The sequence below is a fragment of the Fulvivirga sediminis genome (assembly GCF_016757215.1).
GTDB classification, from domain to species: Bacteria; Bacteroidota; Bacteroidia; order Cytophagales; family Cyclobacteriaceae; genus Fulvivirga; species Fulvivirga sediminis.
In genome coordinates, this window is the sequence record NZ_JAESIY010000001.1 from 81,828 (window position 1) to 104,172 (window position 22,345).

22 protein-coding genes are annotated in these 22,345 nt (G+C 36.6%); 17 read left to right on the forward strand and 5 right to left on the reverse strand.

Going from position 1 to position 22,345, the window contains the following annotated elements; genetic code table 11:
* Positions 1-83 precede the first annotated feature (83 nt).
* Positions 84-563 carry a DUF4293 domain-containing protein gene (locus tag JL102_RS00390; protein ID WP_202241475.1) on the reverse strand — a complete coding sequence of 160 codons (480 nt, stop codon included), beginning with the start codon at positions 561-563 and terminating at the stop codon, positions 84-86.
* Positions 564-674: 111 nt separating this feature from the next.
* Between JL102_RS00390 and JL102_RS00395 the strand changes: the two genes are divergently transcribed.
* The 6 genes from JL102_RS00395 to JL102_RS00420 all read left to right on the forward strand — a co-directional run bounded on the left by JL102_RS00395 (position 675) and on the right by JL102_RS00420 (position 6,447).
* A complete protein-coding gene (locus tag JL102_RS00395; protein ID WP_202242376.1) occupies positions 675-1,874 on the forward strand; it encodes a thiolase family protein in 1,200 nt (399 codons plus the stop codon).
* Positions 1,861-2,562 carry an HAD family hydrolase gene (locus JL102_RS00400; protein ID WP_202241476.1) on the forward strand — a complete coding sequence of 234 codons (702 nt, stop codon included), beginning with the start codon at positions 1,861-1,863 and terminating at the stop codon, positions 2,560-2,562. The genes JL102_RS00395 and JL102_RS00400 overlap by 14 nt, the downstream gene beginning before the upstream one ends.
* The gene (gene truA, locus JL102_RS00405) at positions 2,562-3,305 is read left to right on the forward strand and encodes a tRNA pseudouridine(38-40) synthase TruA (protein WP_202241478.1); all 744 of its coding nucleotides are present in this window, start codon (positions 2,562-2,564) and stop codon (positions 3,303-3,305) included. The genes JL102_RS00400 and truA overlap by 1 nt, the downstream gene beginning before the upstream one ends.
* Before the next feature lies 1 nt (position 3,306).
* Positions 3,307-5,079, forward strand: a complete 1,773-nt coding sequence (locus JL102_RS00410) for an ABC transporter ATP-binding protein (protein ID WP_202241480.1) — start codon at positions 3,307-3,309, stop codon at positions 5,077-5,079.
* 105 nt (positions 5,080-5,184) lie between these two features.
* A complete protein-coding gene (locus tag JL102_RS00415; protein WP_202241482.1) occupies positions 5,185-5,865 on the forward strand; it encodes a hypothetical protein in 681 nt (226 codons plus the stop codon).
* A gap of 54 nt (positions 5,866-5,919) precedes the next feature.
* Positions 5,920-6,447 carry a hypothetical protein gene (locus tag JL102_RS00420; protein WP_202241483.1) on the forward strand — a complete coding sequence of 176 codons (528 nt, stop codon included), beginning with the start codon at positions 5,920-5,922 and terminating at the stop codon, positions 6,445-6,447.
* Position 6,448: 1 nt separating this feature from the next.
* Here JL102_RS00420 and JL102_RS00425 read toward each other — a convergent pair whose 3' ends face one another.
* Positions 6,449-8,236, reverse strand: a complete 1,788-nt coding sequence (locus JL102_RS00425) for an ABC transporter ATP-binding protein (protein WP_202241485.1) — start codon at positions 8,234-8,236, stop codon at positions 6,449-6,451.
* Positions 8,237-8,432: 196 nt separating this feature from the next.
* On the opposite strand from JL102_RS00425, the gene JL102_RS00430 reads away from it, so the two are divergent.
* The 7 genes from JL102_RS00430 to coaE all read left to right on the forward strand — a co-directional run bounded on the left by JL102_RS00430 (position 8,433) and on the right by coaE (position 13,757).
* On the forward strand, positions 8,433-9,536 hold the full coding sequence (locus JL102_RS00430) for a Glu/Leu/Phe/Val dehydrogenase (RefSeq protein WP_202242378.1): 1,104 nt from the start codon (positions 8,433-8,435) through the stop codon (positions 9,534-9,536).
* Positions 9,537-9,724: 188 nt separating this feature from the next.
* The gene (nusB, locus tag JL102_RS00435) at positions 9,725-10,831 is read left to right on the forward strand and encodes a transcription antitermination factor NusB (protein ID WP_202241487.1); all 1,107 of its coding nucleotides are present in this window, start codon (positions 9,725-9,727) and stop codon (positions 10,829-10,831) included.
* An 11-nt stretch (positions 10,832-10,842) separates the two neighbouring features.
* Positions 10,843-11,166: a YtxH domain-containing protein gene (locus JL102_RS00440; RefSeq protein WP_202241489.1), complete on the forward strand. Its 324-nt coding sequence runs from the start codon at positions 10,843-10,845 to the stop codon at positions 11,164-11,166.
* A gap of 48 nt (positions 11,167-11,214) precedes the next feature.
* Positions 11,215-11,760, forward strand: a complete 546-nt coding sequence (locus tag JL102_RS00445) for a DUF1573 domain-containing protein (RefSeq protein ID WP_237390268.1) — start codon at positions 11,215-11,217, stop codon at positions 11,758-11,760.
* 107 nt (positions 11,761-11,867) lie between these two features.
* Positions 11,868-12,212 (forward strand): preprotein translocase subunit YajC, encoded by a 345-nt coding sequence (gene yajC, locus JL102_RS00450; RefSeq protein WP_202241499.1) that lies wholly within the window; start codon positions 11,868-11,870, stop codon positions 12,210-12,212.
* Positions 12,209-13,162 carry a YbbR-like domain-containing protein gene (locus tag JL102_RS00455; protein ID WP_202241501.1) on the forward strand — a complete coding sequence of 318 codons (954 nt, stop codon included), beginning with the start codon at positions 12,209-12,211 and terminating at the stop codon, positions 13,160-13,162. Before yajC ends, JL102_RS00455 begins: the two co-directional genes overlap by 4 nt.
* Positions 13,155-13,757: a dephospho-CoA kinase gene (gene coaE, locus JL102_RS00460; protein WP_202242382.1), complete on the forward strand. Its 603-nt coding sequence runs from the start codon at positions 13,155-13,157 to the stop codon at positions 13,755-13,757. The genes JL102_RS00455 and coaE overlap by 8 nt, the downstream gene beginning before the upstream one ends.
* A gap of 4 nt (positions 13,758-13,761) precedes the next feature.
* Here coaE and JL102_RS00465 read toward each other — a convergent pair whose 3' ends face one another.
* Positions 13,762-14,808 (reverse strand): lysylphosphatidylglycerol synthase transmembrane domain-containing protein, encoded by a 1,047-nt coding sequence (locus JL102_RS00465; protein WP_202241503.1) that lies wholly within the window; start codon positions 14,806-14,808, stop codon positions 13,762-13,764.
* Positions 14,809-15,558, reverse strand: coding sequence for a segregation and condensation protein A (locus tag JL102_RS00470; protein ID WP_202241512.1), 750 nt, complete (start codon positions 15,556-15,558; stop codon positions 14,809-14,811).
* A 188-nt stretch (positions 15,559-15,746) separates the two neighbouring features.
* Between JL102_RS00470 and dxs the strand changes: the two genes are divergently transcribed.
* The 3 genes from dxs (at position 15,747) to JL102_RS00485 (ending at position 19,726) form a co-directional block, all read left to right on the forward strand.
* Complete coding sequence (gene dxs / locus JL102_RS00475) at positions 15,747-17,669, forward strand: 1-deoxy-D-xylulose-5-phosphate synthase (RefSeq protein ID WP_202241514.1); 1,923 nt, start codon at positions 15,747-15,749, stop codon at positions 17,667-17,669.
* Between the two features lie 3 nt (positions 17,670-17,672).
* Positions 17,673-18,452, forward strand: a complete 780-nt coding sequence (locus JL102_RS00480; protein ID WP_202241516.1) for an alpha/beta fold hydrolase — start codon at positions 17,673-17,675, stop codon at positions 18,450-18,452.
* Between the two features lie 581 nt (positions 18,453-19,033).
* Positions 19,034-19,726, forward strand: a complete 693-nt coding sequence (locus JL102_RS00485) for a response regulator (RefSeq protein ID WP_202241518.1) — start codon at positions 19,034-19,036, stop codon at positions 19,724-19,726.
* 249 nt (positions 19,727-19,975) lie between these two features.
* Here JL102_RS00485 and JL102_RS00490 read toward each other — a convergent pair whose 3' ends face one another.
* Positions 19,976-20,125, reverse strand: coding sequence for a hypothetical protein (locus JL102_RS00490; protein ID WP_202241519.1), 150 nt, complete (start codon positions 20,123-20,125; stop codon positions 19,976-19,978).
* 160 nt (positions 20,126-20,285) lie between these two features.
* On the opposite strand from JL102_RS00490, the gene JL102_RS00495 reads away from it, so the two are divergent.
* Complete coding sequence (locus JL102_RS00495) at positions 20,286-22,334, forward strand: S9 family peptidase (RefSeq protein ID WP_237390270.1); 2,049 nt, start codon at positions 20,286-20,288, stop codon at positions 22,332-22,334.
* The last annotated feature ends 11 nt before the right edge of the window (positions 22,335-22,345 follow it).

Sequence of the window (22,345 nt, forward strand, 5' to 3'; positions counted from 1 at the left end):
TGGCAGGTTAATTAGTCAGGTTTTGACATAAAAAAAGGAGTGAAAATGTTCACTCCTTTATAGTATTTATATTCTATGTACTCTTATCTAATTCGGTCTACCGATCTTACCAGTCTTTCGTCTTTTCTTATGAAACGGTTAGCCAGTACATTAAATAACATGGCTCCTACTGGCAGAAAACTTCCAATGCCGTAAGTCCAGCTATTTTGAATTTGTTCACTTTCCATTACTCCTTTACCAAGCCAGAAACTTAGCCCTAGCGTACAGAAAATTAGTAGTGAGTTGAGTGCGCTAAGTTTAATTTGAAGCAATCTGTTTTTAAATCGAGAGATTTCTATTATACCTATTATAACAGAAAGAATAGCAAAACAACCAATAAGAATGTATGGGAAATACTCTTTTGATGCCTGTTCTAATCCGTTGTTAGTAACTAGATAAAAGGCAGTAAGCATAATTCCTTTGTCAGAATCAGGTGCATGATAAACCCACATAGGAAAAATAAGAGTTAGTAGCATCAGTAATACTACTAGTAATAGAAATACGGTTTGAATTCTTTGTAACATATGGCTATTAGCTTAAATTGCAGCTGCAAATTAAATCAAACCACGCGGTTAAAAAAAACAAAACTGCAGATACCATCAGGTCCTTAATCCCTCAATATAAACTTTGTGATGATGAAACAAGCTTATATAGTAGATATCCTTAGAACTCCTATCGGGAAATTTAGCGGTGGTTTGGCTACAGTTCGGCCAGATGATCTGGCTGCTCATGTTATTAAAGGCTTGGTAAATAGAAATCAGGCTTTAGATCTTAGCCAATTGGAAGATGTGATCTTTGGTGCTGCTAATCAGGCGGGTGAAGACAATAGAAATGTAGCTCGTATGGCAGCTCTATTGGCCGACTTGCCACTAACTGTAGGAGGAGTAACGGTAAATAGGCTGTGTGCCTCTGGTCTGCAAGCTATAATGGATGCTACAAGAGCCATTATGTTGGGAGAAGGTGAAGCCTACATAGCTGGCGGTAGTGAGAGCATGACGCGAGCCCCCTTAGTAATGGGTAAATCAGAAGTGGCATACGATAGAAGAGCCAAAGTGTATGATACTACAATAGGCTGGAGGTTTATTAATGCTAAATTGGCCGAGAAGCACTACCCTTACGGAATGGGAGAAACTGCAGAAAATGTAGCCTTAAAATATAATATCTCCAGAGAGGAACAGGATGAATTTGCTCACCTTTCTCAAGTTAAATATGCAGAGGCCTATAAAAGGAATTCTTTTGCAGAGGAATTGTTTCCCGTATCTGTGCCTAGGAAAAAAGAAGATGATTTACTTGTTGATAAGGATGAACATCCAAGGCTTACCAGTATTGAAAAACTTTCAACGCTCAAAGCCGCCTTTAAAAAGGGGGGCTCAGTTACTGCGGGTAATTCTTCTGGTATAAATGATGGAGCTGCAGCTACATTAATAGTGAGTGAGGAGATTTTAAAGAAATACAATCTAGAGCCTATGGCCCGGATAGTTTCCATGGCCGTGGCAGGAGTAGACCCTGCTCTTATGGGAATAGGTCCTGTTCCAGCAACTCTAAAGGCATTAGCCCGAGCTAACCTGAAAATCAATGATATTGACCTGATTGAGTTGAATGAAGCCTTTGCTGCTCAGTCTATTGCTTGTATGAGAGATTTGGAATTGGCCCCTGAAAAGGTAAATGTAAATGGTGGTGCTATAGCACTGGGGCATCCGCTGGGAGCGAGCGGAGCAAGAATATCGGCTACTTTGCTTCATGAATTAAAGAAAAGAAAATCGGCAAAATATGGTCTGGCTACCATGTGTGTAGGTGTGGGACAAGGAGCCGCTATTATTTATGAAAGACTTTAAAAATCAAAACATAAAAGTAATTGGCTTTGATGCTGATGATACTTTGTGGGTAAATGAAAATTATTTCAGAGAGGCAGAAAGTGCTTTTTGTCAGCTATTGGCAGAATATCAAAGCAGCGAAGTTTTAATGAAAAAGCTCTATGAGGTGGAGGTTAAAAACCTGGAACTTTATGGTTTCGGTATAAAAGGATTTACACTTTCTATGATGGAGGCCGCATTAGAAATATGTGGTCTAAACTTTTCGGCGAGTATAAGTACAGAAATTATAAGAATAGGTAAGGAAATGCTTGATAAGCCAGTGGTGCTTTTAGATCAGGTAGAAGATATATTAAGAAAAGTAAGGAAGACATATAGAGTTATTTTGGTAACAAAGGGTGATCTGCTAGATCAACATAGGAAATTAGAAAAATCTGGTCTTGAAGGGTATTTTCATCATATAGAGGTGATGAATAAGAAATCAGAGGCGGATTATCGTAGGCTTGTGAGTCATCTTGATTTATATCCTGAGGAATTTTTAATGATTGGAAATTCTTTAAAATCAGACATAATACCTGTGTTGAACATCGGTAGTAACGCTATTTATGTTCCTTATGAAATAACCTGGCAACATGAAGTGCCTACTGAAGAGGTTTTAACTGAAGGATATATCCAAGTAGAGGCTCTTCATGACATCCTAAGATATATTTGATGAGATATTTTTTTGAGATTTCTTACCATGGTAAAAAGTATCATGGTTGGCAAAGGCAGAAAAACGCTATTTCAGTTCAGCAGGTAGTAGAAGATGCCATGAGTTTAATACTCAATCAGTCCATAGTTATAACGGGTAGCGGAAGAACAGATACAGGCGTACATTGCAAACAGCAATTTTTTCATGCTGATCTGGAGCAGGAAATTGATACTGGTAAGCTTCGTTACAATTTAAACAGTTATTTACCAGAAGATATTAGCATTAATGCCATATTTGCAGTAAATGAGGAGGCACATGCGCGGTTCACGGCTACATCTCGTAGTTACGAATATTATGTTAGCAAGCAAAAGAATCCGTTCTATCATGATATGAGTTTTATTTTTGTAAAACCGATGGATATTACAACCATGAATCAAGCGGCTTCGTTACTGATTGGTGAGCATGATTTTGAATCTTTTAGTAAGGTAAAAACAGATGTGAATAACTTCTGGTGCAATATTACTGAAGCAGTATGGATGGATCATGAAGAATATTATGTTTTTCATATCTCAGCCAATAGATTTTTGCGTGGAATGGTAAGAGCTATAGTAGGTACTTTGTTTTTAGTAGGTAGCGGTAAGCTGAGTATAAATGACTTTCAGCAGATCATTAATAATAAAAATAGAAGAGATGCAGGAGCAGCAGCACCTCCTCAAGGACTTTTTTTAACCAGGGTTGTTTATCCCGAAGATACTAGATTGTAGTTTGGAAAAAGAGAAAGTAAATAGCGGAAGCATTGTAGATTTAGATGTATTGAAGCGATTAATGCGCTTTGTGAAGCCTTATAAAGGAAGGTTTTTTCTACTTATTTTCTTAACCATAGCCTTAGGCGTGCTAGCTCCTTTAATGCCCCTGCTTATTCAGAAGACGCTAGATAATCATGTGGCCTATGGTGATTATGAAGGCATGGTGAATATGATGATGGTATTAGGTGGGATACTATTTGCTCAGGCTCTGGTGCAGTATGCGCACACTTATCTTTCTGGCTGGTTAGGTCAATATGTTATCAGAGACATAAGAGTTCAGTTATATGAACATTTAGTAAAGCTGAGACTTAAGTTCTTTGATAATACCCCTATCGGACGATTAGTTACAAGAACTATTTCTGATGTAGAAACTTTGGCCGATGTTTTCTCTCAAGGCTTAGCAGCTATGATGGGTGATTTATTACAGCTCATATTTATTTTAATCATCATGTTTTCTAGTGACTGGCGATTGGCCCTCATCAGTTTATCCACATTGCCCATATTACTTATTTCTACCTATATTTTTAAAGAGAAAATAAAGGTAGCCTTTAACGATGTTCGAAATGCTGTGGCTAACCTTAACTCTTTTGTGCAAGAGCATATTACAGGGATGAGTATTGTACAGATCTTCGGAAGTGAGGAGCGCGAATACGAAAAATTTAAAGAAATTAACAGAGAGCACAAACGAGCTAACCTCAAATCAGTTCTTTATTATTCAGTTTATTTCCCAGTGGCTGAGATTATAAGTGCCGCTGGTATAGGTCTACTAGTTTGGTATGGAGCCAGAGGTGTGATAGATGAAGCGGTAACCGGAGTTACTATCGGTAAACTCATCGCTTTCATAATGTATATTCAGATGTTTTTCAGACCTATAAGAATGATTGCTGATAGGTTTAACACCTTACAATTAGGAATAGTAAGCTCATCCAGAATACTCAAGCTATTAGATAATGACGAGTATATCGCAAATACAGGAAGCCATGCTCCTGATAGTATTAAAGGTGCAGTGTCGTTTGAAAATGTATGGTTTGCATACAATAATGAAGATTATGTATTAAAGGATATCAATTTTAAGGTAAAGTCGGGAGAAACTCTAGCTCTGGTAGGTGCTACGGGTGCAGGTAAATCTTCTATCATCAATTTACTTAGCCGGTTTTATGATATTAATAAAGGCACAATACAGGTAGACGGTGTGGATGTTAAAGAATACGACTTGGGCAGTCTACGCAGTAAGATAGGAGTAGTGCTACAAGATGTATTTTTATACAGTGATACCATTTTATATAACATCACTTTAGGAAATGAATCTATTACTGAAGAGGAAGTGATGCATGCGGCGGAGCTTGTAGGAGCCAAAAAATTTATAGAAAGATTACCAGGAGGCCTACACTATAATGTGATGGAACGTGGGTCTACGCTTTCTGTAGGGCAAAGGCAATTGATCTCTTTTGTTCGTGCTATGGTTTACGATCCTAAAATTTTAGTTCTTGATGAAGCTACCTCTTCTGTTGATACAGAAACTGAAGAGCTGATACAAAATGCTATAGAGCGAATGATGAAAGGCAGGACAGCAATAGTTATCGCTCACCGTCTCTCTACTATTCAAAAGGCTGATAAAATTATAGTATTGGATAAAGGAGAGGTGAAGGAAGAGGGTAATCATACAGAGTTGATAGAGCTCGGAGGTTACTATACTCAACTTCATAAGATGCAGTATAAGGAGATAGTTTGATTTTTATATTTATATAAAATATCTCTGACCAGATTAATTTTATGCCTTAATATAAATACTTGCATGCGTTCTATTTTTTGTAGAATATTTTTTGTTGCCCTGTTGATGGTATTTGCGCCCTTAGTAAGTACACACGCTCAGCATAAACCTTTTTATAAAGGTAAGTTTAGAAAACCAGGACGATTTACCAGGCAAAAGGCAAGAGTAGCTTGTCCTGTGTTTGAAGACTCTGGCTACCCTTATAATGGAATAGGTATTAAATTGGGAGATCCATTTGCTCTTACTTATAAACTATATTTTACCAAGAACTTAGCCATGTCTGTTGATTTTGGCAAGGGGGCTAGTGGTCTGTACAGTGGTTATTTTAGAGATCAGTTTGAGACATATACCGAAGGGTTAGACTCACTTCTTGATCCTGGGGAAGGGTTTAGTTATCTTAACCATAAGGTAAAATCAAATTGGACTGGCGAAGTTCGTATGATGTACCAAACTAGCTTGGATGCTTGGGTGAAGGGTTTACAGGCTTATATTGGCTTGGGGGTTGAATGGAGACATACTGAAATTAAGTATGAGTATATATGGCAGAAAGGCCGTAATGAAAATGAAATCTTGCATTTCGATGAAACTAGATATGCCTTAGGCCCCACAGGTACAGTAGGCCTTGAGTATTCTTATTTTGAATTGCCTATAGCTGCTTTTATAGAGGTAGCTGGTTTTGCTGATATTTCTGAAGACCCAGGATATATTAGGCCGCAAGGTGGTGTAGGTATTAGGTGGGTTTTCTAATAGGGATTAGAGTAATAATTGGTTTTATAAAGTGATTAATTACAATTTATTTTAATGTTAAAAAAGATAATTCTGGGCATTCTTATGGTGGCCCTTGTAGGTTCATTTATTTTCTTTAAACTCGGAGGAGGTGAAGAATTAGAGTTTCAAGTAAAAAGCTATCCTCATTTATACATAAGTGGTAAAGAGTATATCGCTAAATACAATGATCCTAAAATGGAAGATCTTTTCTTTGAGGCTAAGGAAATAGCTGAGCAGAGGGGAGATTGTGATCTTACTGTAGTGAATTATTTAACGCCCGTCATGAAAGATTCAGTAAGGCAGTTTATTGGTGTTACGTCTGCAGATTCTACCATTATTTCTGGATTAGCTTTTAATGATGTAAGGACTTTTCATAATGCTATGTTTCTAAAGACGATTATTACAGCCCATAACCTGGTAATGCCGCGCCCTGAAGATGTGAGAGAAGAAGCGAAGAAATATGCTGATCAACAGGGCTATAAGCTGGATAATTATACTATTGAATTATATAAGGACAGTAGAGATATGGAGATATACTTTCCCATTTTAACTAAAAAATGATTTAGGAAAGCTCCTCTTCGTTAGGTGTCTGCTTGTCATAAAGCTCTTTATACATTCCATTGAGCTTTATTAACTCTTCATGAGTACCTTTTTCAACTAACTGTCCATCATCCAAAACAATAATTTTATCTGCTAGCTTGGCAGACGATACTCTGTGTGAAATGATAATGGAAGTTCGCCCTTTCATTATTCTTTTCATGCTGTTTAGAATGGTATTCTCTGTTTTAGTATCTACAGCAGAGAGTGAATCATCAAGCATGAGTATTTTCGGATTTCGGGAAATGGCCCTGGCTATCGAAACCCTCTGCTTTTGTCCACCGCTGAGAGTAATACCCCTCTCTCCTACTCTTGTATTAAAACCTTCAGGAAAATCCATGATATTTTGGTATACATCAGCCTCTTTTGCGGCTTCTATTACCCTATCTTCGTCCATCTTAATAGTGCCGAAAGCAATATTATTATAAATAGTATCGCTAAATAAGAAAACATCTTGAGGTACATAACCCAGTTGACTTCTAAGACTTACTAAATGGTATTTTTCAATATCAGTGTTATCAATCAGCACATTGCCTTCGCTGGTATCATACAATCTGGAAATAAGATTGGCTATAGTGCTTTTACCTGAACCTGTAGTACCAATAATTGCTAAAGATTGTCCGGGCTCTATTTTAAAGGATATTTTTTTAAGAGCAATAATGCCTGAATCAGGATATACAAAAGTGACATCCTTAAATTCTACTTCTCCTTTGATTTCCTTCTTAAGATTTTCAGTACTTATTATGTTATTTTTGGTTTTCAGAAATTCATTAATCCTCTTTTGTGATGCTGCCGCTCTTTGAATAAGGCTGCTTATCCAACCCAGAGATGCTACTGGCCAGGTAAGCAAGTTTACATAAATTATAAACTCGGCGATATTACCAAAAGTAAGCGTACCATTAATAACCTGTGTACTTCCGGCATATACAGTAAGTATAGTGCTTACTCCTATTAGTCCCAATATAAGTGGAAAGAATAAGGACTGGATTTTAGTAAGCTTAAGTGATTTAATTTTGTATTCGTCACTCTTATTGGTGAACTGCTCTACGGAGTCCTTTTCTTTAGTAAAGGATTTTAGAACGCGAATACCTGAAAAGGCTTCTTGAGCATATGTAGACAAACCTGATTGGCTGATCTGAATTTCTTCAGAACGCTTATTAATGATGTTATTTACATAGTAGATACTGATCGAAAGTATAGGTAAGGGTATCAACGCGAAGAGTGTTAGGGTAACGTTGATAGTGAACATATACGGAATGAGTATGGCGAAAAGCACGAATAAATTAAGACCATACATTATTGATGGCCCTATGTACATCCTCACCTTACTTACATCCTCAGAGATTCTGTTCATTAAATCTCCTGTATTGTTTCTTCTGTAAAAGCTGAGAGGTAAAGATTGGTAATGAGAATAGATTTCATTTTTCAAATCATATTCTATTAGCCTGGACATAGCAATTATAGTCTGCCTTACAAAAAACAGAAAAATGCCTCTTAGTAATGCCAGGGCAAGTATTAACACCGCATATATTATTATGCTACCCGCAAAAACGGAATAATAACTGTCTTGAAGTCTTAGGCCATCAAGTGATCTATAGATGTTTATATTTTCTGTAACCAGATTAATAGCATATCTTACTATTAAAGCAGGAGCAATTTGAAATATTACGGATAACGTAATAAACAGTATCCCTGAGATGAGGTGATACTTGTATTTGAAGAAATACTTATTTAAATAACTTAATTCTTTCATGCAGCAGCTACCAACAGGGCTAAATGGGTCAGGAACATACCAATTAGTTAAATAACGAAAGTAGTTAAAAGAGGTTACTTACTCGCGTTTGTCAGATTGATAAAATATTAAAAAAGTCTAATTTTGCGCGATCTTATTTAAGAGCATTTTTCTTGAATGAGCCAAAACTACAATAAACTAATTATTTAACATTATGATGATGCAAATAAATGAGTTGGAACAGGTTGCTGGAGCTTCGGTATTTGAAGGGTTAGCTAAGCTTGGGCATGAGCAGGTGGTATTTTGCCATGATGAACCAACAGGATTGAAAGCGATTATTGCTGTGCATAATACTGTGCTGGGGCCAGCGCTGGGAGGTACACGTATGTGGAACTATGCATCAGAACAAGAAGCACTTAAAGATGTGCTCAGGCTGTCGAGAGGAATGACATATAAATCTGCCATTACAGGCCTTAATCTTGGAGGAGGTAAAGCCGTTATTATTGGAGATGCCACTACCATGAAAACAGAAGCCTTTATGAGAAGGTTTGGCAAGTTTGTAAATAGCCTTAATGGTAAATATGTAACGGCCGAAGATGTTAATATGAAAACCCGTGATATGGAACTCATCGGTATGGAGACAAAGCACGTTACAGGCTTGCCAGAAACTATGGGCGGTGGTGGAGATCCTTCTCCTGTTACGGCTTATGGTGTGTATATGGGCATGAAGGCTACAGCTAAGAAGGTTTTTGGAACCGATAGTTTAACAGGTAAAAAGATTGCAGTTCAAGGTGTGGGTCAGGTTGGGATGTATCTCGTTGATCATTTGGTGAAGGAAAATGCTGAAATATTTATTACAGATATTAATGAAGATAAGCTAAAGCAACTTTCTGCTACTACTGGGGCAAAAGTGGTAGGCATGGATGAAATTTATGATTTGGATATAGATATTTATGCTCCATGTGCATTGGGAGCAACCCTTAATGATAAGACAATTGATAGATTGAAATGTGCTATGGTAGCTGGTGCAGCTAATAATCAGTTGGAAGATGAAAATAAACATGGCCGTAAGTTAATTGATAAAGGAATTGCTTATGCTCCTGATTTTCTTATCAATGCAGGCGGAATTATTAATGTGTATGAGGAATATTTAGGAAACTATAATCGTCAGAGAGCTTATGATATGGCAGAAAATATTTATGACACATGCCTTAATATACTTATAGAGGCCGAAAATGAAGGTATTCCTTCTCAAGAGGCGGCAATTCGTGCTGCTGAAAAAAGGATAGCAGATATTGGTAAGGTGAAGTTGTCACGATAATTAATAATTGCTTAATTTTGCAATAGATACGAGGCACTCTCAACAGTCTCCGGTATGGCAAAGTAATGCACCGGTAATGTAGATTATTTCTTAAAAAGACTTTTGAGAGTGTCTTTTTTGTTAATGAACACTAAAGTTCTTTTTTTAATACAGAGATGCTCAACAGACGAACATTAAGAATCAAGGCCATGCAAACCATCTTTGCTTATAGGCAAAGCAGGGAAGCTAACTATGGGATAGCCCAGGAGTATATAGCAGAGCGCTTCGCTCCAGACCTTAATTCAATGGAGGTGCAGGATAAAGGCTTATTAAATGAGCAGAAGCAAGAAGCACTGAAAATTTTCAAAGAAAACTATAAAAATGAGTCTTATCATAGTGTGAAGGGCTCAGAGAAGAAAGTTAATGAGGCGGTAGATGATGCCATCAGACATTATTATAGAGATGTAGATAAGGACTTTAAGTTCTTTAAAAAGAACATGGTGCTTGAGGCCGAAAAGGTCCATGATCAATACATTTCTATTCTTAATCTTATTATAACGCTAGCAGATAGAGCAGAGCAGGATAAGCGTGGAGGTCACGAGAATTTTGTTAAAAATTTGTTAATACATGCTTTAAAGTTTAATGAGTCTCTGGAAAATGTTAGCTTGAGACGTAATTTGAAATGGGAGGATGAATCCATAGCTTGGCATTGGTTTAAGGAGTTTATCAAAGTAGATGAAGAGTATCAGCAATATCAAAGGCTAGAGACTCCTACTTTTGAAGATGATAGAGCCATTATTAATCATATTGTAAAAAACATTTTATTTAAAAATGACGTGATTGATAAGCATATGGAAGAAGGTGATTTAAACTGGGTGGAAGATAGAGCCATTATTAAAAGTTTAGTTACTAAAACCATAAAGTCTATACCAGAGGATAAAGACGAAGATTTTGAGTTACAAGAGTTATCTTATAACTGGGAAGATGATAAAGCTTTTTTTATACTGTTATTCGAGGAAACAAAAAGTGTGGAATCAGAATATGGAGAATTAATTGCTAAAAAGACTAAAAACTGGGATATAGAGAGAATAGCTGCTACCGATAAGGTGATACTTGATATGGCTATTAGTGAAATGATAAATTTTCCTAGTATACCGGTAAAGGTGACAATTAATGAATATATTGAGATTGCTAAAAAATATAGTACACCAAAAAGCAAAACATTTGTTAATGGTGTATTAGATGTTATAGCTAATGAACTCGTTGAATCTGGAGATATCAGAAAAAGTGGACGAGGATTAATCGACAATAAATAAATAAACCAATTATGAGTACGAAATCAGGAAACTCCTTTTTAGCGTTTCTTTTAGGAGCTACTACAGGAGCTGTATTAGGAATATTATATGCGCCCGATAAGGGCTCAAACACAAGAGACAGATTAACTTACCGATTAGACAAGTATAAAAAAACCCTTGAAGATTTGGTTGAGGATTTAGTTTCAGAGAAGGATGGTAGCTTCAATGAAGCGAGAAGTCATGGGCAAAAAGTAGTAGATGATGCTAAAGAAAAGGCTGAAAGACTACTTGAAGATGTGGATGAATTGATCAGCCATATTAAAAAAGGTGAGAGAAAGAACGAATCAGATTTTTAATAAGTACCATAGTTATTAACCTTAACAAGAGAATAAATTAAGCATAAAATGAGAAAAGGAATCAAATTATCACTGTTTGTTGGTATGTTGGCCATGATCTTTGCTGTTTCTTGTAGCAGTAATAAAGAATCAGAAAAAAGAATTGCTGAGCTCGAAAATCGAATCAATGAATTAGAAGGAACAAGTGCTGGCGCTGGTGTGGCATCTGGTAATTCTGCAACTCCGGTTGAACCAGAAGTGAAGCCAGAAGGGCCGCTTCCTGCTTTTGCATTTGAAGAAGAAGAGTTCGATTTCGGAACTATTGATGAGGGAGATGTAGTAGAGCATACTTTCAAATTTAAGAACACTGGAGATGCTCCACTTATCATTCAAAATGCAGTTGGTTCATGTGGTTGTACTGTACCTACGTGGCCTAAAGAGCCTATTCCAGTAGGAGGAACAGGTGAAGTAACAGCTAAATTTAACAGTAAAGGAAAGAGTAATGCTCAAAACAAAACTGTTACGCTTACTGCTAATACTTGGCCTAAGCAAACAAGGCTTAGAATTAAAGCTCAGGTGAATCCTTCAGAAACGACTGATGGCCCTGTGAAATAAGCTGACCTTTAGAAAATTAAAAAAATTCATCCCAGCTCCTGAAAAGGGGTTGGGATGTTTTGTTTTAATTCATGTACTTTTACATAAATATTTAATTAGAATAAGAAATGTTAAAAACAGTTTTATTACAAGCGGGAGCAGATGGTGGAGGCGGTTACGGTTCATTAATACTTTTTGGAGGTGTGGCTTTAGTGTTTTATTTTTTTATGATAAGGCCTCAGCAAAAGAAACAAAAGCAACAAAAGAAATTCATTGAAGAAATAAAAAGAGGTGATTTCGTAGTTACTATTGGTGGTATTCATGGTAAAGTATTAAGTTCTGATGAGACTACCGTAGTATTAGAAGTGGATAAAGGAGTGAAAATGACATTTCTTAAATCTGCCATTTCTTTGGACTCTACAGTGCCTTCAGACGCAGATAAAAAAGAAGTAAAGAAAGAAGATAAAAGTTGAGTAGAATAAAAGAAATCTTAAGGACATTCAAGCCAGAAAGCTCTAATAATGTGAGAGTAATAGTACTCTGCGTTTTCGCAGCTACTACTTTCTGGTTTCTTAATGCCCTAAATGAAAACTACTCTACTACTCTAAAATATCCGGTACGTTTTATCTATGATCAGGATAGCTATATGGCGGTGGAGAGGCTTCCGGAAAACGTACAGCTAAATGTAAGTGGCTTAGGCTGGAATTTATTCAGAAACAGTCTTGGTATTAAAGTGACTCCGTTGGAAATACCACTTGAAACACCAGCTGATTATAAGAAAATAGTAGGTACTTCCCTACCAGGTCTTATTTCTGAGCAACTGGATGAATTTCAGCTTAATTATGTGCTCACAGATACTTTGTTTGTTAATATAGAAAGGCGAATAAGTAGAACCTTTCATTTATCTGTAGATAGCACAACAATTGCCTTAGATCAGGATTTTAAAATAGTATCCCCTATTGTGTTCAGTCCTGACTCCGTTCTGCTGCAAGGCCCTGAAAATATTCTTAATGAAATGCCTGATACAGTATTTGTGAAAATACCGCAGGAAGATATAGATGAGAATTATAAGGAAGACGTATCAATTTCTATTCCTAATCAATCATTAATACACAGAAACCCTCCTACCTTAAATGTTAGGTTTGATGTAGCGGAATTTATTTCTCAGAAAAGGACAGTGCCTCTTACTCTGGATAGTTTTCCTGAAGAATTTATTCCAGTGATTAAGGAGGTTGAAATAACTTACTCGGTAGCAGGAAATAGAGAGGAAGAAGTGGGAGACGATTCTTTTAGCATAGTGCTTGATTTCAAATCTATGGACAAGCAAGATTCTACTATATTGCCTGTTCTTGCAGAATTTCCTGATTTTGTGCAGAATGTACAGCTCGACAGTACAAGAATAGGGATTGAGAAAAATGATTAGCCCGCTGCAGGTTGGGGTTACGGGAGGCATAGGGTCTGGTAAGAGCCTTGTTTGTAAGATTTTTCAGGCTTTAGGTGCACCCGTTTATAATGCTGATCAGAGAGGTAAATGGCTTACTGATAATGATCCTGAAATTATCCATGAAGTAACGGTTCTATTTGGCGCCAAAGCTTATAAGGATAATCATTTGGATAGGCCATATATTGCTAATATTGTATTTAATAATCCTGAAAAACTCAACCAGCTTAACCATATTATTCATCCCAAGGTTGGGCGAGACTATTCTACTTGGTTGAAAGAGCAGACTTATGTTTATGTTATTAAAGAGGCAGCTATAATGTTTGAATCAGGCTCTCATAAGATGCTTGATAAGATCATAAATGTTTATGCATCAGAGGAGATGAGAATCAAACGAGTGATGCAGCGAGACAAGTTTAGGACTGAGAAGGAAATAAAAGCAATTATAGAAAAGCAAATGCCTGAACCTGAAAGGCATGACAGGTCTGACTATATAGTAAATAACGATGAGTCGGAAATGCTCTTACCTCAGCTTCTTGATTTACATTCAGCATTTATGGTTGAGAAAGTTTGTTAACTTTCTATTCTTCATCCGTTTTCGGCTTTTTATAAAATACCTTCTTAATCCATCTCGGCAATACTACAGCTCCACCAATTAGGTAAGGATAATAAGTAATTAATCTCCAAAATAAGGTGGTCCCCAGTGTAAATTCTACGAGATAGCCATCAAACAATTTAATGAAAAACTCTTCTGCCAAGCCACTACCACCAGGAGTAGGTGATACTAGCATTACTATCCACAGTATTAAATGTTTGCCTAATATGAGCAGATGATCCGTAAGACCAAGGCCATTGGTATATGCACTGATAATGAAGTTAAGAATGGCATACCTCGCTACCCAGGCCACTATGGTAGCTGCTATTATTTTAAACCAATATCTTTTCTGTTTTCCTCTTATGAGAGTAGAAGCCCACATCACCTCGTTACCGTGCTGGTATGCGGCATAGCGCCATCTTCTGAGAAATTTTATGGAGGTGGCCTTAATAAGTATCCACTTGAATATTCGTGGTCGGAAAAACAGAGCAAAAGCCATTACGAAGGTATAGATAGCTATAAGTGAATAGCTGGTAATGAAAAGGCCCTTTAACGTGCCTTCGAAATCGGGGAAACTGCTCGTACCAATAAGTAATAATGCTATAGGTGCAAAAATTACAAAGAAAAGATTGTCTAATATGGCTGTAAGAAGCGTATAGGCCAATGACTTGCCTAAATTGATACCTTCTTTTAATAGAATAAATACGGCTACTGCTGTTCCTCCTACTACTGAAGGAGTTACTGCTGAAGCAAACTCCCAGAGAATTATTACATATATGCTGCTACCCCATGTTAGGTCCTTGTTGGTAAGCGTCCTAATTCTATAGACATAGGCGGCATCTTTAATAAATAGAACAGCAAAAGCTAACAATACTGGTATAACCCTGGCTTGAAATATAAGGTTGAGCTTCTGAGGCGTGAACGTGTCGTCCGTAAAGATTTTGAAGGCAACAAAGCCTAAACTTATTACAGCAGGAACCCAAATTTTATTAGGGTTAAGTGTTTTTAATATTTTCTGAGTATCAAGGTTCATTTATCCTGCCGCAACCTCCTCCAACTTCTCTATCCAAAAATTATTAAACCCCTCTCCTATATGCATGGTAATGATATTGAGCTGTAGTAGTTCTAAAATGGCTAAAAAATTAAATATAACCGCTATTTTATTAGGGTCATGCTCTATTACCTTAGAAAATGCAAGTCTCGGTGATTTTGCTAGTTCATCTACAATAAAATCTTTTTGTCCCGAAATAGTGTAAGGATATTGAATTACCTCATGCGTAGGCTTATTCTTTTCTATTTCATATCTTTCTATAACTCGCTGAAATACTCTTAGTAATTTGTATAAATCAAGGTCTTGAATTTCAGCCTCTACGTTAATAGTTTCAGATAGAGATCTTACTTCTTTGGCTATATTGCCACGTTTCTCTTTGCTGATCTGAGCATCCTCCATATTTTTGAGTTGCTCAATAACCGATTTGTACTTTTTGTATTCCAACAAATGTTTTACTAACTCTTCCCTCGGATCAATTTCATTTCCTTCATCATCAAGCTGTGGCCTGGGGAGTAAAAGTTTAGATTTTATCCGCATTAAAGTAGCAGCTACTAGAATAAATTCACTGGCTACTTCTATATTCATTTGCTCTAAATGATGTAGGTAATCTAAAAAGTCGTTTGTAATTTTAGAAATAGGGATGTCATTAATATCTAGCTCATCTCTCTCAATAAAGAAAAGCAGTAGGTCGAAGGGACCTTCAAATAGGGGTAATTTTATTTCAAAACTCAAAATAAATCTGCTTTATTGATAATAAATGAACCACTTCAAAGATATTACTTAAAGGTCAAATAATACCCTGTTGCCAAAAAAAATGTAAATTTGCACCATCTGTGTTATAATCATTGCTTCATTTGCAATAGGTTTACAAAACAGTTACATTGAGTTATTGTTTAAGAGTTACAAACCCATTTTTTCTGATGTTAATTGAGCCCGGAAAACTTTTATCTACCATCAATAGCCCGGATGATTTAAAAAATTTAGATCAAACGCAGTTGGTGAGACTTTGTGATGAGTTAAGACATTTTATTATAGATAATGTCTCTGTCTATGGTGGCCATTTTGGTGCAAGCCTTGGGGTGGTAGAACTCACTGTAGCTTTACATTATGTTTTTAATACACCTAAAGATCAGCTGGTTTGGGATGTTGGTCATCAGGCTTATGGGCATAAAATTCTTACAGGCAGAAGGGATTTGTTTCATACTAATAGAATGTATAAAGGTATCTCTGGCTTTCCTAAAATGAAGGAGAGTGAGTATGATTCTTTTGGTGTTGGCCATTCGTCAACTTCTATTTCTGCTGCTTTAGGGATGGCAGCAGCATCTAAATATAAAGGTCTTGAAGATAGGCAGCATATAGCCGTAATAGGTGATGGAGCCATGACTGGTGGTCTTGCCTTTGAGGCCATGAATCACGCAGGTGTTTCTAATACGAATTTACTGATAGTTCTGAATGACAATTGTATGTCTATTGACCCTAATGTGGGTGCATTAAAAGACTATCTAACTGATATTACTACATCACATACCTATAATAAGGTAAAAGATGATGTATGGAAAATTCTTGGCAAGGTCAGTAAGTTTGGACCTAATGCAAGAGAGATAATTTCTAAAGTAGAGAACAGCATAAAATCATTTTTGCTCAGCCAGAGCAATATGTTCGAGTCTTTAAATTTACGCTACTTTGGTCCTGTTGATGGGCATGATGTAAATCATCTAGTAAGCGTAATGGAGGACTTAAAGGATATTAAAGGTCCTAAAATACTGCATTGTATTACCATGAAAGGTAAGGGGTATGGTCCTGCCGAAAATGGAAATCAGACTACCTGGCATGCACCGGGTAAATTTGATAAAGTAACAGGCGAAATCAGAAAAAAGGTTTATGAAACGCCTCAGCCTCCTAAATATCAGGATGTCTTTGGGCATACTTTGGTAGAGCTGGCACGTAAGAATGATGGTATTATGGGAATAACCCCAGCGATGCCTTCTGGTTCTTCAATGAACATTATGATGAAGGAAATGCCTGATCGTGCCTTTGATGTGGGTATTGCTGAGCAACATGCTGTTACCTTTTCAGCTGGTTTGGCAAGTCAGGGATTAGTTCCGTTCTGTAATATCTATAGCTCTTTCATGCAAAGAGCTTATGATCAAGTTATTCATGATGTTTGTATTCAAGATCTTCCAGTTAACTTCTGCCTGGATAGGGCTGGCTTTGCTGGTGCCGATGGACCAACACATCATGGGGCTTACGATATCGCTTACATGCGGTGCATTCCTAATATGATTATCGCTTCTCCTATGAATGAGGCTGAGCTTCGTAATCTAATGTATACTTCTCAAAAACCAAGAGATGGAAAGGCCTTTACTATTAGGTATCCTCGTGGGCAAGGTGTAATGCCAGATTGGAAAACACCGATGGAAGAAGTGAAGGTAGGAACAGGAAGAAAAATTAAAGATGGTGAGGAAGTAGCCATATTAACTATAGGTCATATTGGTAATTATGCCGTGGAGGCTTGTGAAAAATTGGTTAAAAGAGGCCTCAATCCTGCTCACTATGATATGCGTTTTGTTAAACCTCTAGATGAAGATATTTTACATGAGGTCTTTAAAAACTATTCTAAGGTCATTACCGTGGAGGATGGTTGTTTGCCTGGAGGTATGGGTAGTGCTATAATTGAATTTATGGCTGATAACGGATACAATGCTCAGGTTTCAAGACTAGGTATACCTGATGCTATTATTGAACATGGAGAACAGCTAGAATTGCATAAAGAGTGTGGTTTTGATGCTGATGGTATCGTTGAAGCTGTTATAAAGATATCTGAAAAAGAATTAGCTGGCTAATGAATGTTATCACCTGTTAAGTACCAGGAAAAAGGTAAGGGCTTCCCATTGGTTTTCATACATGGTTATTGTGAATCCAAAGAAATGTGGGATGACTTTGTCGGAGAGCTCCCCGATAGCTATCACATACTAGTTCCTGACTTACCAGGTTTTGGCGAGAGTCCTTTGCCAGAGGGAGACTTTACTATAGACGATATAGCAGAACTGCTAATTGAGTGGATAGATAGTCTCAATATAAAAGAATGTATTCTCGTAGGTCATAGTCTTGGTGGTTATGTAGCTCTGTCCATGGCTAAATATAATCCTGATTATATTAAGGGTTTGTGCCTTTTTCATTCTTCTGTCTTTCCTGACGACGAAACAAAAAAAGAAACTCGTAATAAAACTATATCTTTTGTGGAAAAGAATGGCGTAAAGGTTTTTGCCGACTCTTTTGTACAGCAGCTATTCTATATAGGCAACAGAGAGGCTTGTAGCGCAGCTATTGAGAAGACTATCTCTATAGTATCAAGCGCAAGTTCAAATGCGCTTATACAGTATGCAAAGGCCATGAGAGATCGTTATGATCGTACTGATGTACTGAAACAATCTGGCAAGCCATTTCTAATTATTGCAGGTGACAATGACATAGCCGTGTCGGTGGATAAAAGTAAAGAAATGGCAGATATATCTTTAAACTCTACTTTCGTTTTGTTGAACGAAACTGGTCATAAAGGAATGTTTGAAAAGCCAGTGGAAACTCAAAGAGCTATTTTGAAATTCGTTGATTCTATAGTTTACTAGTTGTCCCCTATTCTACCTTATTAATTTGATTAATTTCTAAACGCTCTCAGAGCGTCTGTACGATAATATGTACGAATTTTAATTTTCTGTGATATTCTCAGCCTTTAGGGATTTTACATGGAGTTAAGATTCAATTTTGGCTTCCATTTCAGTAGTATATTTCCTATTTCTACGTATCTAATTTTAACTCTGTCTTCATTTAATTTTTTTGAAAAATCGGCCTCTGTGTTGATTGAGGGTCGATTTTGTTCGGTTTCATTCAGTTGAATAATGCTCTTTTTTTGGCTTGTAATTTTCTGTTTTTAAGTAATTTACATATAATTTTAATTGAAATACGTATTAATCTAAATATAGTTGATGAAAAAATAAGTACAAATACTTAGTGTGTTAAATTATTTTTCTTAGTTTTGATCTTTAAATTTTGGTTTAACGGGGTGAGTATTCGACTCTATTGAAGCGGCCGATTAAGTATGTAGAGGTATGGATCAAGAATGTTGACTTAATATTTCTGTGAATATTAAACTGGCTATTTGAGGTGTAAAATTTTATTAAGAAAAGAGGTAAAAGGTTTATAAAAAAGTATGGATAACATTATTAAACTAATGCTAGTAGACGATCATGAGATCGTGAGAAAGGGTATAAAAGTGCTTTTAGATGGATATGAAGAGTTTGAAGTGGTCTCGGATGTTGGCGGAGGGAAAGAGGCTTTAGGATCGCTTACAGGCTTAAAGCCTGATTTGCTTATAATGGATAATAATTTGCTCAGTTCTGATGGAGTAGAGTTGGTGAATAGGGCTAGGGAAATGTATTCTAATTTACCTATTATGATTCTTACCGCCAGAAAAGATGAAAAGATTATAACCAAATATATTGATGCGGGTGTTGACGGGTATTTGCTTAAGTATTGTGGTGTAGATGAGCTGGTAAGAGCTATACAAACGGTTTCCTCTGGGCAGAAATACATAAGTGGAGAGGTCTCTGATATATTAGTAAGCAACTACCTTTCTGCCAAGAAGGCTCAGAAAATGGCGCCAGAATTACAAGTAGAGCGAAGAATCGATTATGGCTTAACTAAGAGAGAACGACAGATTTTGAAGTTAATTTATTCTGGTATTTCTAATAAAGAGATTGCTGAGCAGCTGGATAAAAGCATAAGAACTATTGAAACTCATCGTTTTAATATAATGAAGAAGCTGGAGGTGAGTAATGTTTCTGAGCTCTTTCATACCATCGAGAATGAGCCTTCCTTAAAGATGGAATTGACAAAATATTGACAATCTCGATGTTATAAGCATAATATTTTAGCTGTTACGTATATAAAGGCTATGTGATATTTTTTAAATGTCTTAATAATAGGCTTTTATGTTTTTTTGGTATTGCCTATTGTATGGATTTATAGATATTATTACGTATTGTTTTGTTTAAACAAAATACGTAATTATGATACAGCTTTAAATTACGTAATATATTTATACGTACGTAATTTAAATACGTAAATATACTTATTTTTGGTTTACGCCGATTTATCCACCACATCCGAGGTTTTTCTTGATATTATTATGAGGTAAGATACCGAATGAGTTGAATTCTTCAATGTCATTTTCTTTCGTCTCTTCTTTTTTATTTGCTAGGTTCTTCTTGTCCTTCTTTTTTCCTTCTATATGATTATTCATGCCACTTAAATTATTTAATAGTAATTATTCTTTATAACACCATATTTTGATGGTCAGTTTACAATATTGACATAATATGAAATTACCAATATCAATATTCATCTCTTTATTCATTAGCTGTATGTTTGTGGGGTGTAATAAAATTGAAAAGGAAAATAGTATGAATAGACCAATACCGCCTAAAGCGGAAAAGATTAATAAGGAGTTGGATGCCCATGGAGAGGTGAGAGTAGATAATTATTATTGGCTCAACGAACGTAAAAATCAGAAGGTTATAGATTACTTGGAGGCAGAAAATGCTTATACAGATACTATAATGAAGCATACAGAGCCTTTACAAGAAAAGTTATACAATGAAATGGTAGGCCGGATAAAACAAACAGATGAATCTGTGCCTTATAGAAGCAACGGTTATTGGTATTATACCCGGTTTGAGGAGGGGCAGGAATACCCGGTTTTCTGTAGAAAGAAAGGTTCTTTGGATAATGATGAGGAGGTAATGCTTAATGTTAATATAATGGCAGAGGGTCATGATTTTTATCAAGTGGGAGGTATAAATGTTAGTTTGGATAATAAGCTACTGGCATATGGTGTAGATTCTGTAGGTAGAAGGCAATATACTATACACGTGAAGAACCTGGAAACTGGCGTAATAATGGAGACCGCTATAAGTAATACTACTGGTGGCAGTACTTGGGCTAATGACAATAAGACGTTATTTTATACTAAAAAGGATCCGGCTACTCTTCGTTCTAATCAAATATTTAAGCATAAGCTTGCTTCTAATACTAATGACGAGCTTATCTATGAGGAAAATGATGATACTTTTTACACTGGTATATATAAGTCGAAATCTGATAAGTATTTAATCATCTGGTCAGGAAGTACACTTACAAATGATTATCGCATTCTTAATGCTGATACTCCTGATGGTGAATTTAGAGAGTTTATTCCAAGAGAGCGTGGACTGGAATACATGATTGAACATTCTGAGGATAAGTTTTATATAGTTACTAACTGGCAGGCTACTAACTTCAGACTTATGGAAACTCCAGAAAATTCCACAGCTAAATCTAGCTGGAAGGAGGTAATTAGGCACAGGGAAGAAGTTTACTTGGAGGGAATAGAAGTTTTTCAAAAATACCTTGTGGTGGAGGAAAGAACCAATGGTCTTACTCAACTAAGAGTGATTAACCAATCGACGAAAGAGGAACACTACCTTGATTTTGGTGAGGAGGCTTATACTGCTTATATAGGGACCAACCCAGAATTTGATACTGATGTACTTAGATATGGTTATACTTCGCTTACTACGCCTAATTCTGTCTATGATTATAATATGCAGAGTAAAGAAAAGACGCTAATGAAGCAGCAAGAAGTTGTAGGTGGATATCACCCTGAAGAATATGAAACTAAGCGGCTTTTTGCTACGTCTCGCGACGGCGTTAAAGTGCCTATTTCTTTGGTTTACAAAAAATCTTTGAAGAACGAAGAGGGAAATCCTACCCTGCTTTACGGCTATGGCTCTTATGGAGCTACTATTGATCCGTCATTTAGTTCCGTTCGGCTGAGTCTTATTGATAGAGGTTTTGTATATGCCATTGCTCACATACGAGGAGGTCAGATGATGGGGCGTCAGTGGTATGAAGATGGAAAGATGTTTAAAAAGATAAATACTTTTAATGATTTCATTGATTGTGCGGAGTATTTGATAGACCAGCAGTATGCAGAAAAGGATGAACTATACGCTATGGGTGGTAGTGCTGGGGGTTTACTCATGGGAGCGGTGGTAAACCAAAGACCTGATTTATGGAAGGGGGTAGTGGCAGCAGTACCATTTGTAGATGTAATGACTACTATGCTTGATGAGAGTATACCTCTTACCACGGGAGAATATGACGAATGGGGCAATCCTAACCAAAAGGATTCATATGATTATATGCTTTCTTATTCTCCTTATGATAATGTGAAAGCTCAAGAATACCCCAATATGCTTGTAACTACCGGGCTTCATGATTCTCAAGTACAATACTGGGAACCCGCTAAGTGGGTGGCTAAGTTACGAGAGATGAAAACCGATGATAATATTATTCTTCTTGAAACTAATATGGATGCCGGACATGGTGGCGCATCGGGCAGATTTCAACAGTATAAGGAAACTGCTTTGGATTATGCCTTTATTCTTGATTTGGCAAACATCAAGGAATAGTGTAGTCATTT

What these genes read in the sequence shown, in the direction of transcription:
- JL102_RS00390 (WP_202241475.1), bottom strand. Translation starts at nt 563, where the DNA reads ATGTTACAAAGAATTCAAACCGTATTTCTATTACTAGTAGTATTACTG.
- JL102_RS00395 (WP_202242376.1), top strand. Translation starts at nt 675, where the DNA reads ATGAAACAAGCTTATATAGTAGATATCCTTAGAACTCCTATCGGGAAA.
- JL102_RS00400 (WP_202241476.1), top strand. Translation starts at nt 1,861, where the DNA reads ATGAAAGACTTTAAAAATCAAAACATAAAAGTAATTGGCTTTGATGCT.
- truA (WP_202241478.1), top strand. Translation starts at nt 2,562, where the DNA reads ATGAGATATTTTTTTGAGATTTCTTACCATGGTAAAAAGTATCATGGT.
- JL102_RS00415 (WP_202241482.1), top strand. Translation starts at nt 5,185, where the DNA reads ATGGTATTTGCGCCCTTAGTAAGTACACACGCTCAGCATAAACCTTTT.
- JL102_RS00420 (WP_202241483.1), top strand. Translation starts at nt 5,920, where the DNA reads ATGTTAAAAAAGATAATTCTGGGCATTCTTATGGTGGCCCTTGTAGGT.
- JL102_RS00425 (WP_202241485.1), bottom strand. Translation starts at nt 8,236, where the DNA reads ATGAAAGAATTAAGTTATTTAAATAAGTATTTCTTCAAATACAAGTAT.
- JL102_RS00430 (WP_202242378.1), top strand. Translation starts at nt 8,433, where the DNA reads ATGATGCAAATAAATGAGTTGGAACAGGTTGCTGGAGCTTCGGTATTT.
- nusB (WP_202241487.1), top strand. Translation starts at nt 9,725, where the DNA reads ATGCAAACCATCTTTGCTTATAGGCAAAGCAGGGAAGCTAACTATGGG.
- JL102_RS00440 (WP_202241489.1), top strand. Translation starts at nt 10,843, where the DNA reads ATGAGTACGAAATCAGGAAACTCCTTTTTAGCGTTTCTTTTAGGAGCT.
- JL102_RS00445 (WP_237390268.1), top strand. Translation starts at nt 11,215, where the DNA reads ATGAGAAAAGGAATCAAATTATCACTGTTTGTTGGTATGTTGGCCATG.
- yajC (WP_202241499.1), top strand. Translation starts at nt 11,868, where the DNA reads ATGTTAAAAACAGTTTTATTACAAGCGGGAGCAGATGGTGGAGGCGGT.
- coaE (WP_202242382.1), top strand. Translation starts at nt 13,155, where the DNA reads ATGATTAGCCCGCTGCAGGTTGGGGTTACGGGAGGCATAGGGTCTGGT.
- JL102_RS00465 (WP_202241503.1), bottom strand. Translation starts at nt 14,808, where the DNA reads ATGAACCTTGATACTCAGAAAATATTAAAAACACTTAACCCTAATAAA.
- dxs (WP_202241514.1), top strand. Translation starts at nt 15,747, where the DNA reads ATGTTAATTGAGCCCGGAAAACTTTTATCTACCATCAATAGCCCGGAT.
- JL102_RS00480 (WP_202241516.1), top strand. Translation starts at nt 17,673, where the DNA reads ATGTTATCACCTGTTAAGTACCAGGAAAAAGGTAAGGGCTTCCCATTG.
- JL102_RS00485 (WP_202241518.1), top strand. Translation starts at nt 19,034, where the DNA reads ATGGATAACATTATTAAACTAATGCTAGTAGACGATCATGAGATCGTG.
- JL102_RS00490 (WP_202241519.1), bottom strand. Translation starts at nt 20,125, where the DNA reads ATGAATAATCATATAGAAGGAAAAAAGAAGGACAAGAAGAACCTAGCA.
- JL102_RS00495 (WP_237390270.1), top strand. Translation starts at nt 20,286, where the DNA reads ATGAATAGACCAATACCGCCTAAAGCGGAAAAGATTAATAAGGAGTTG.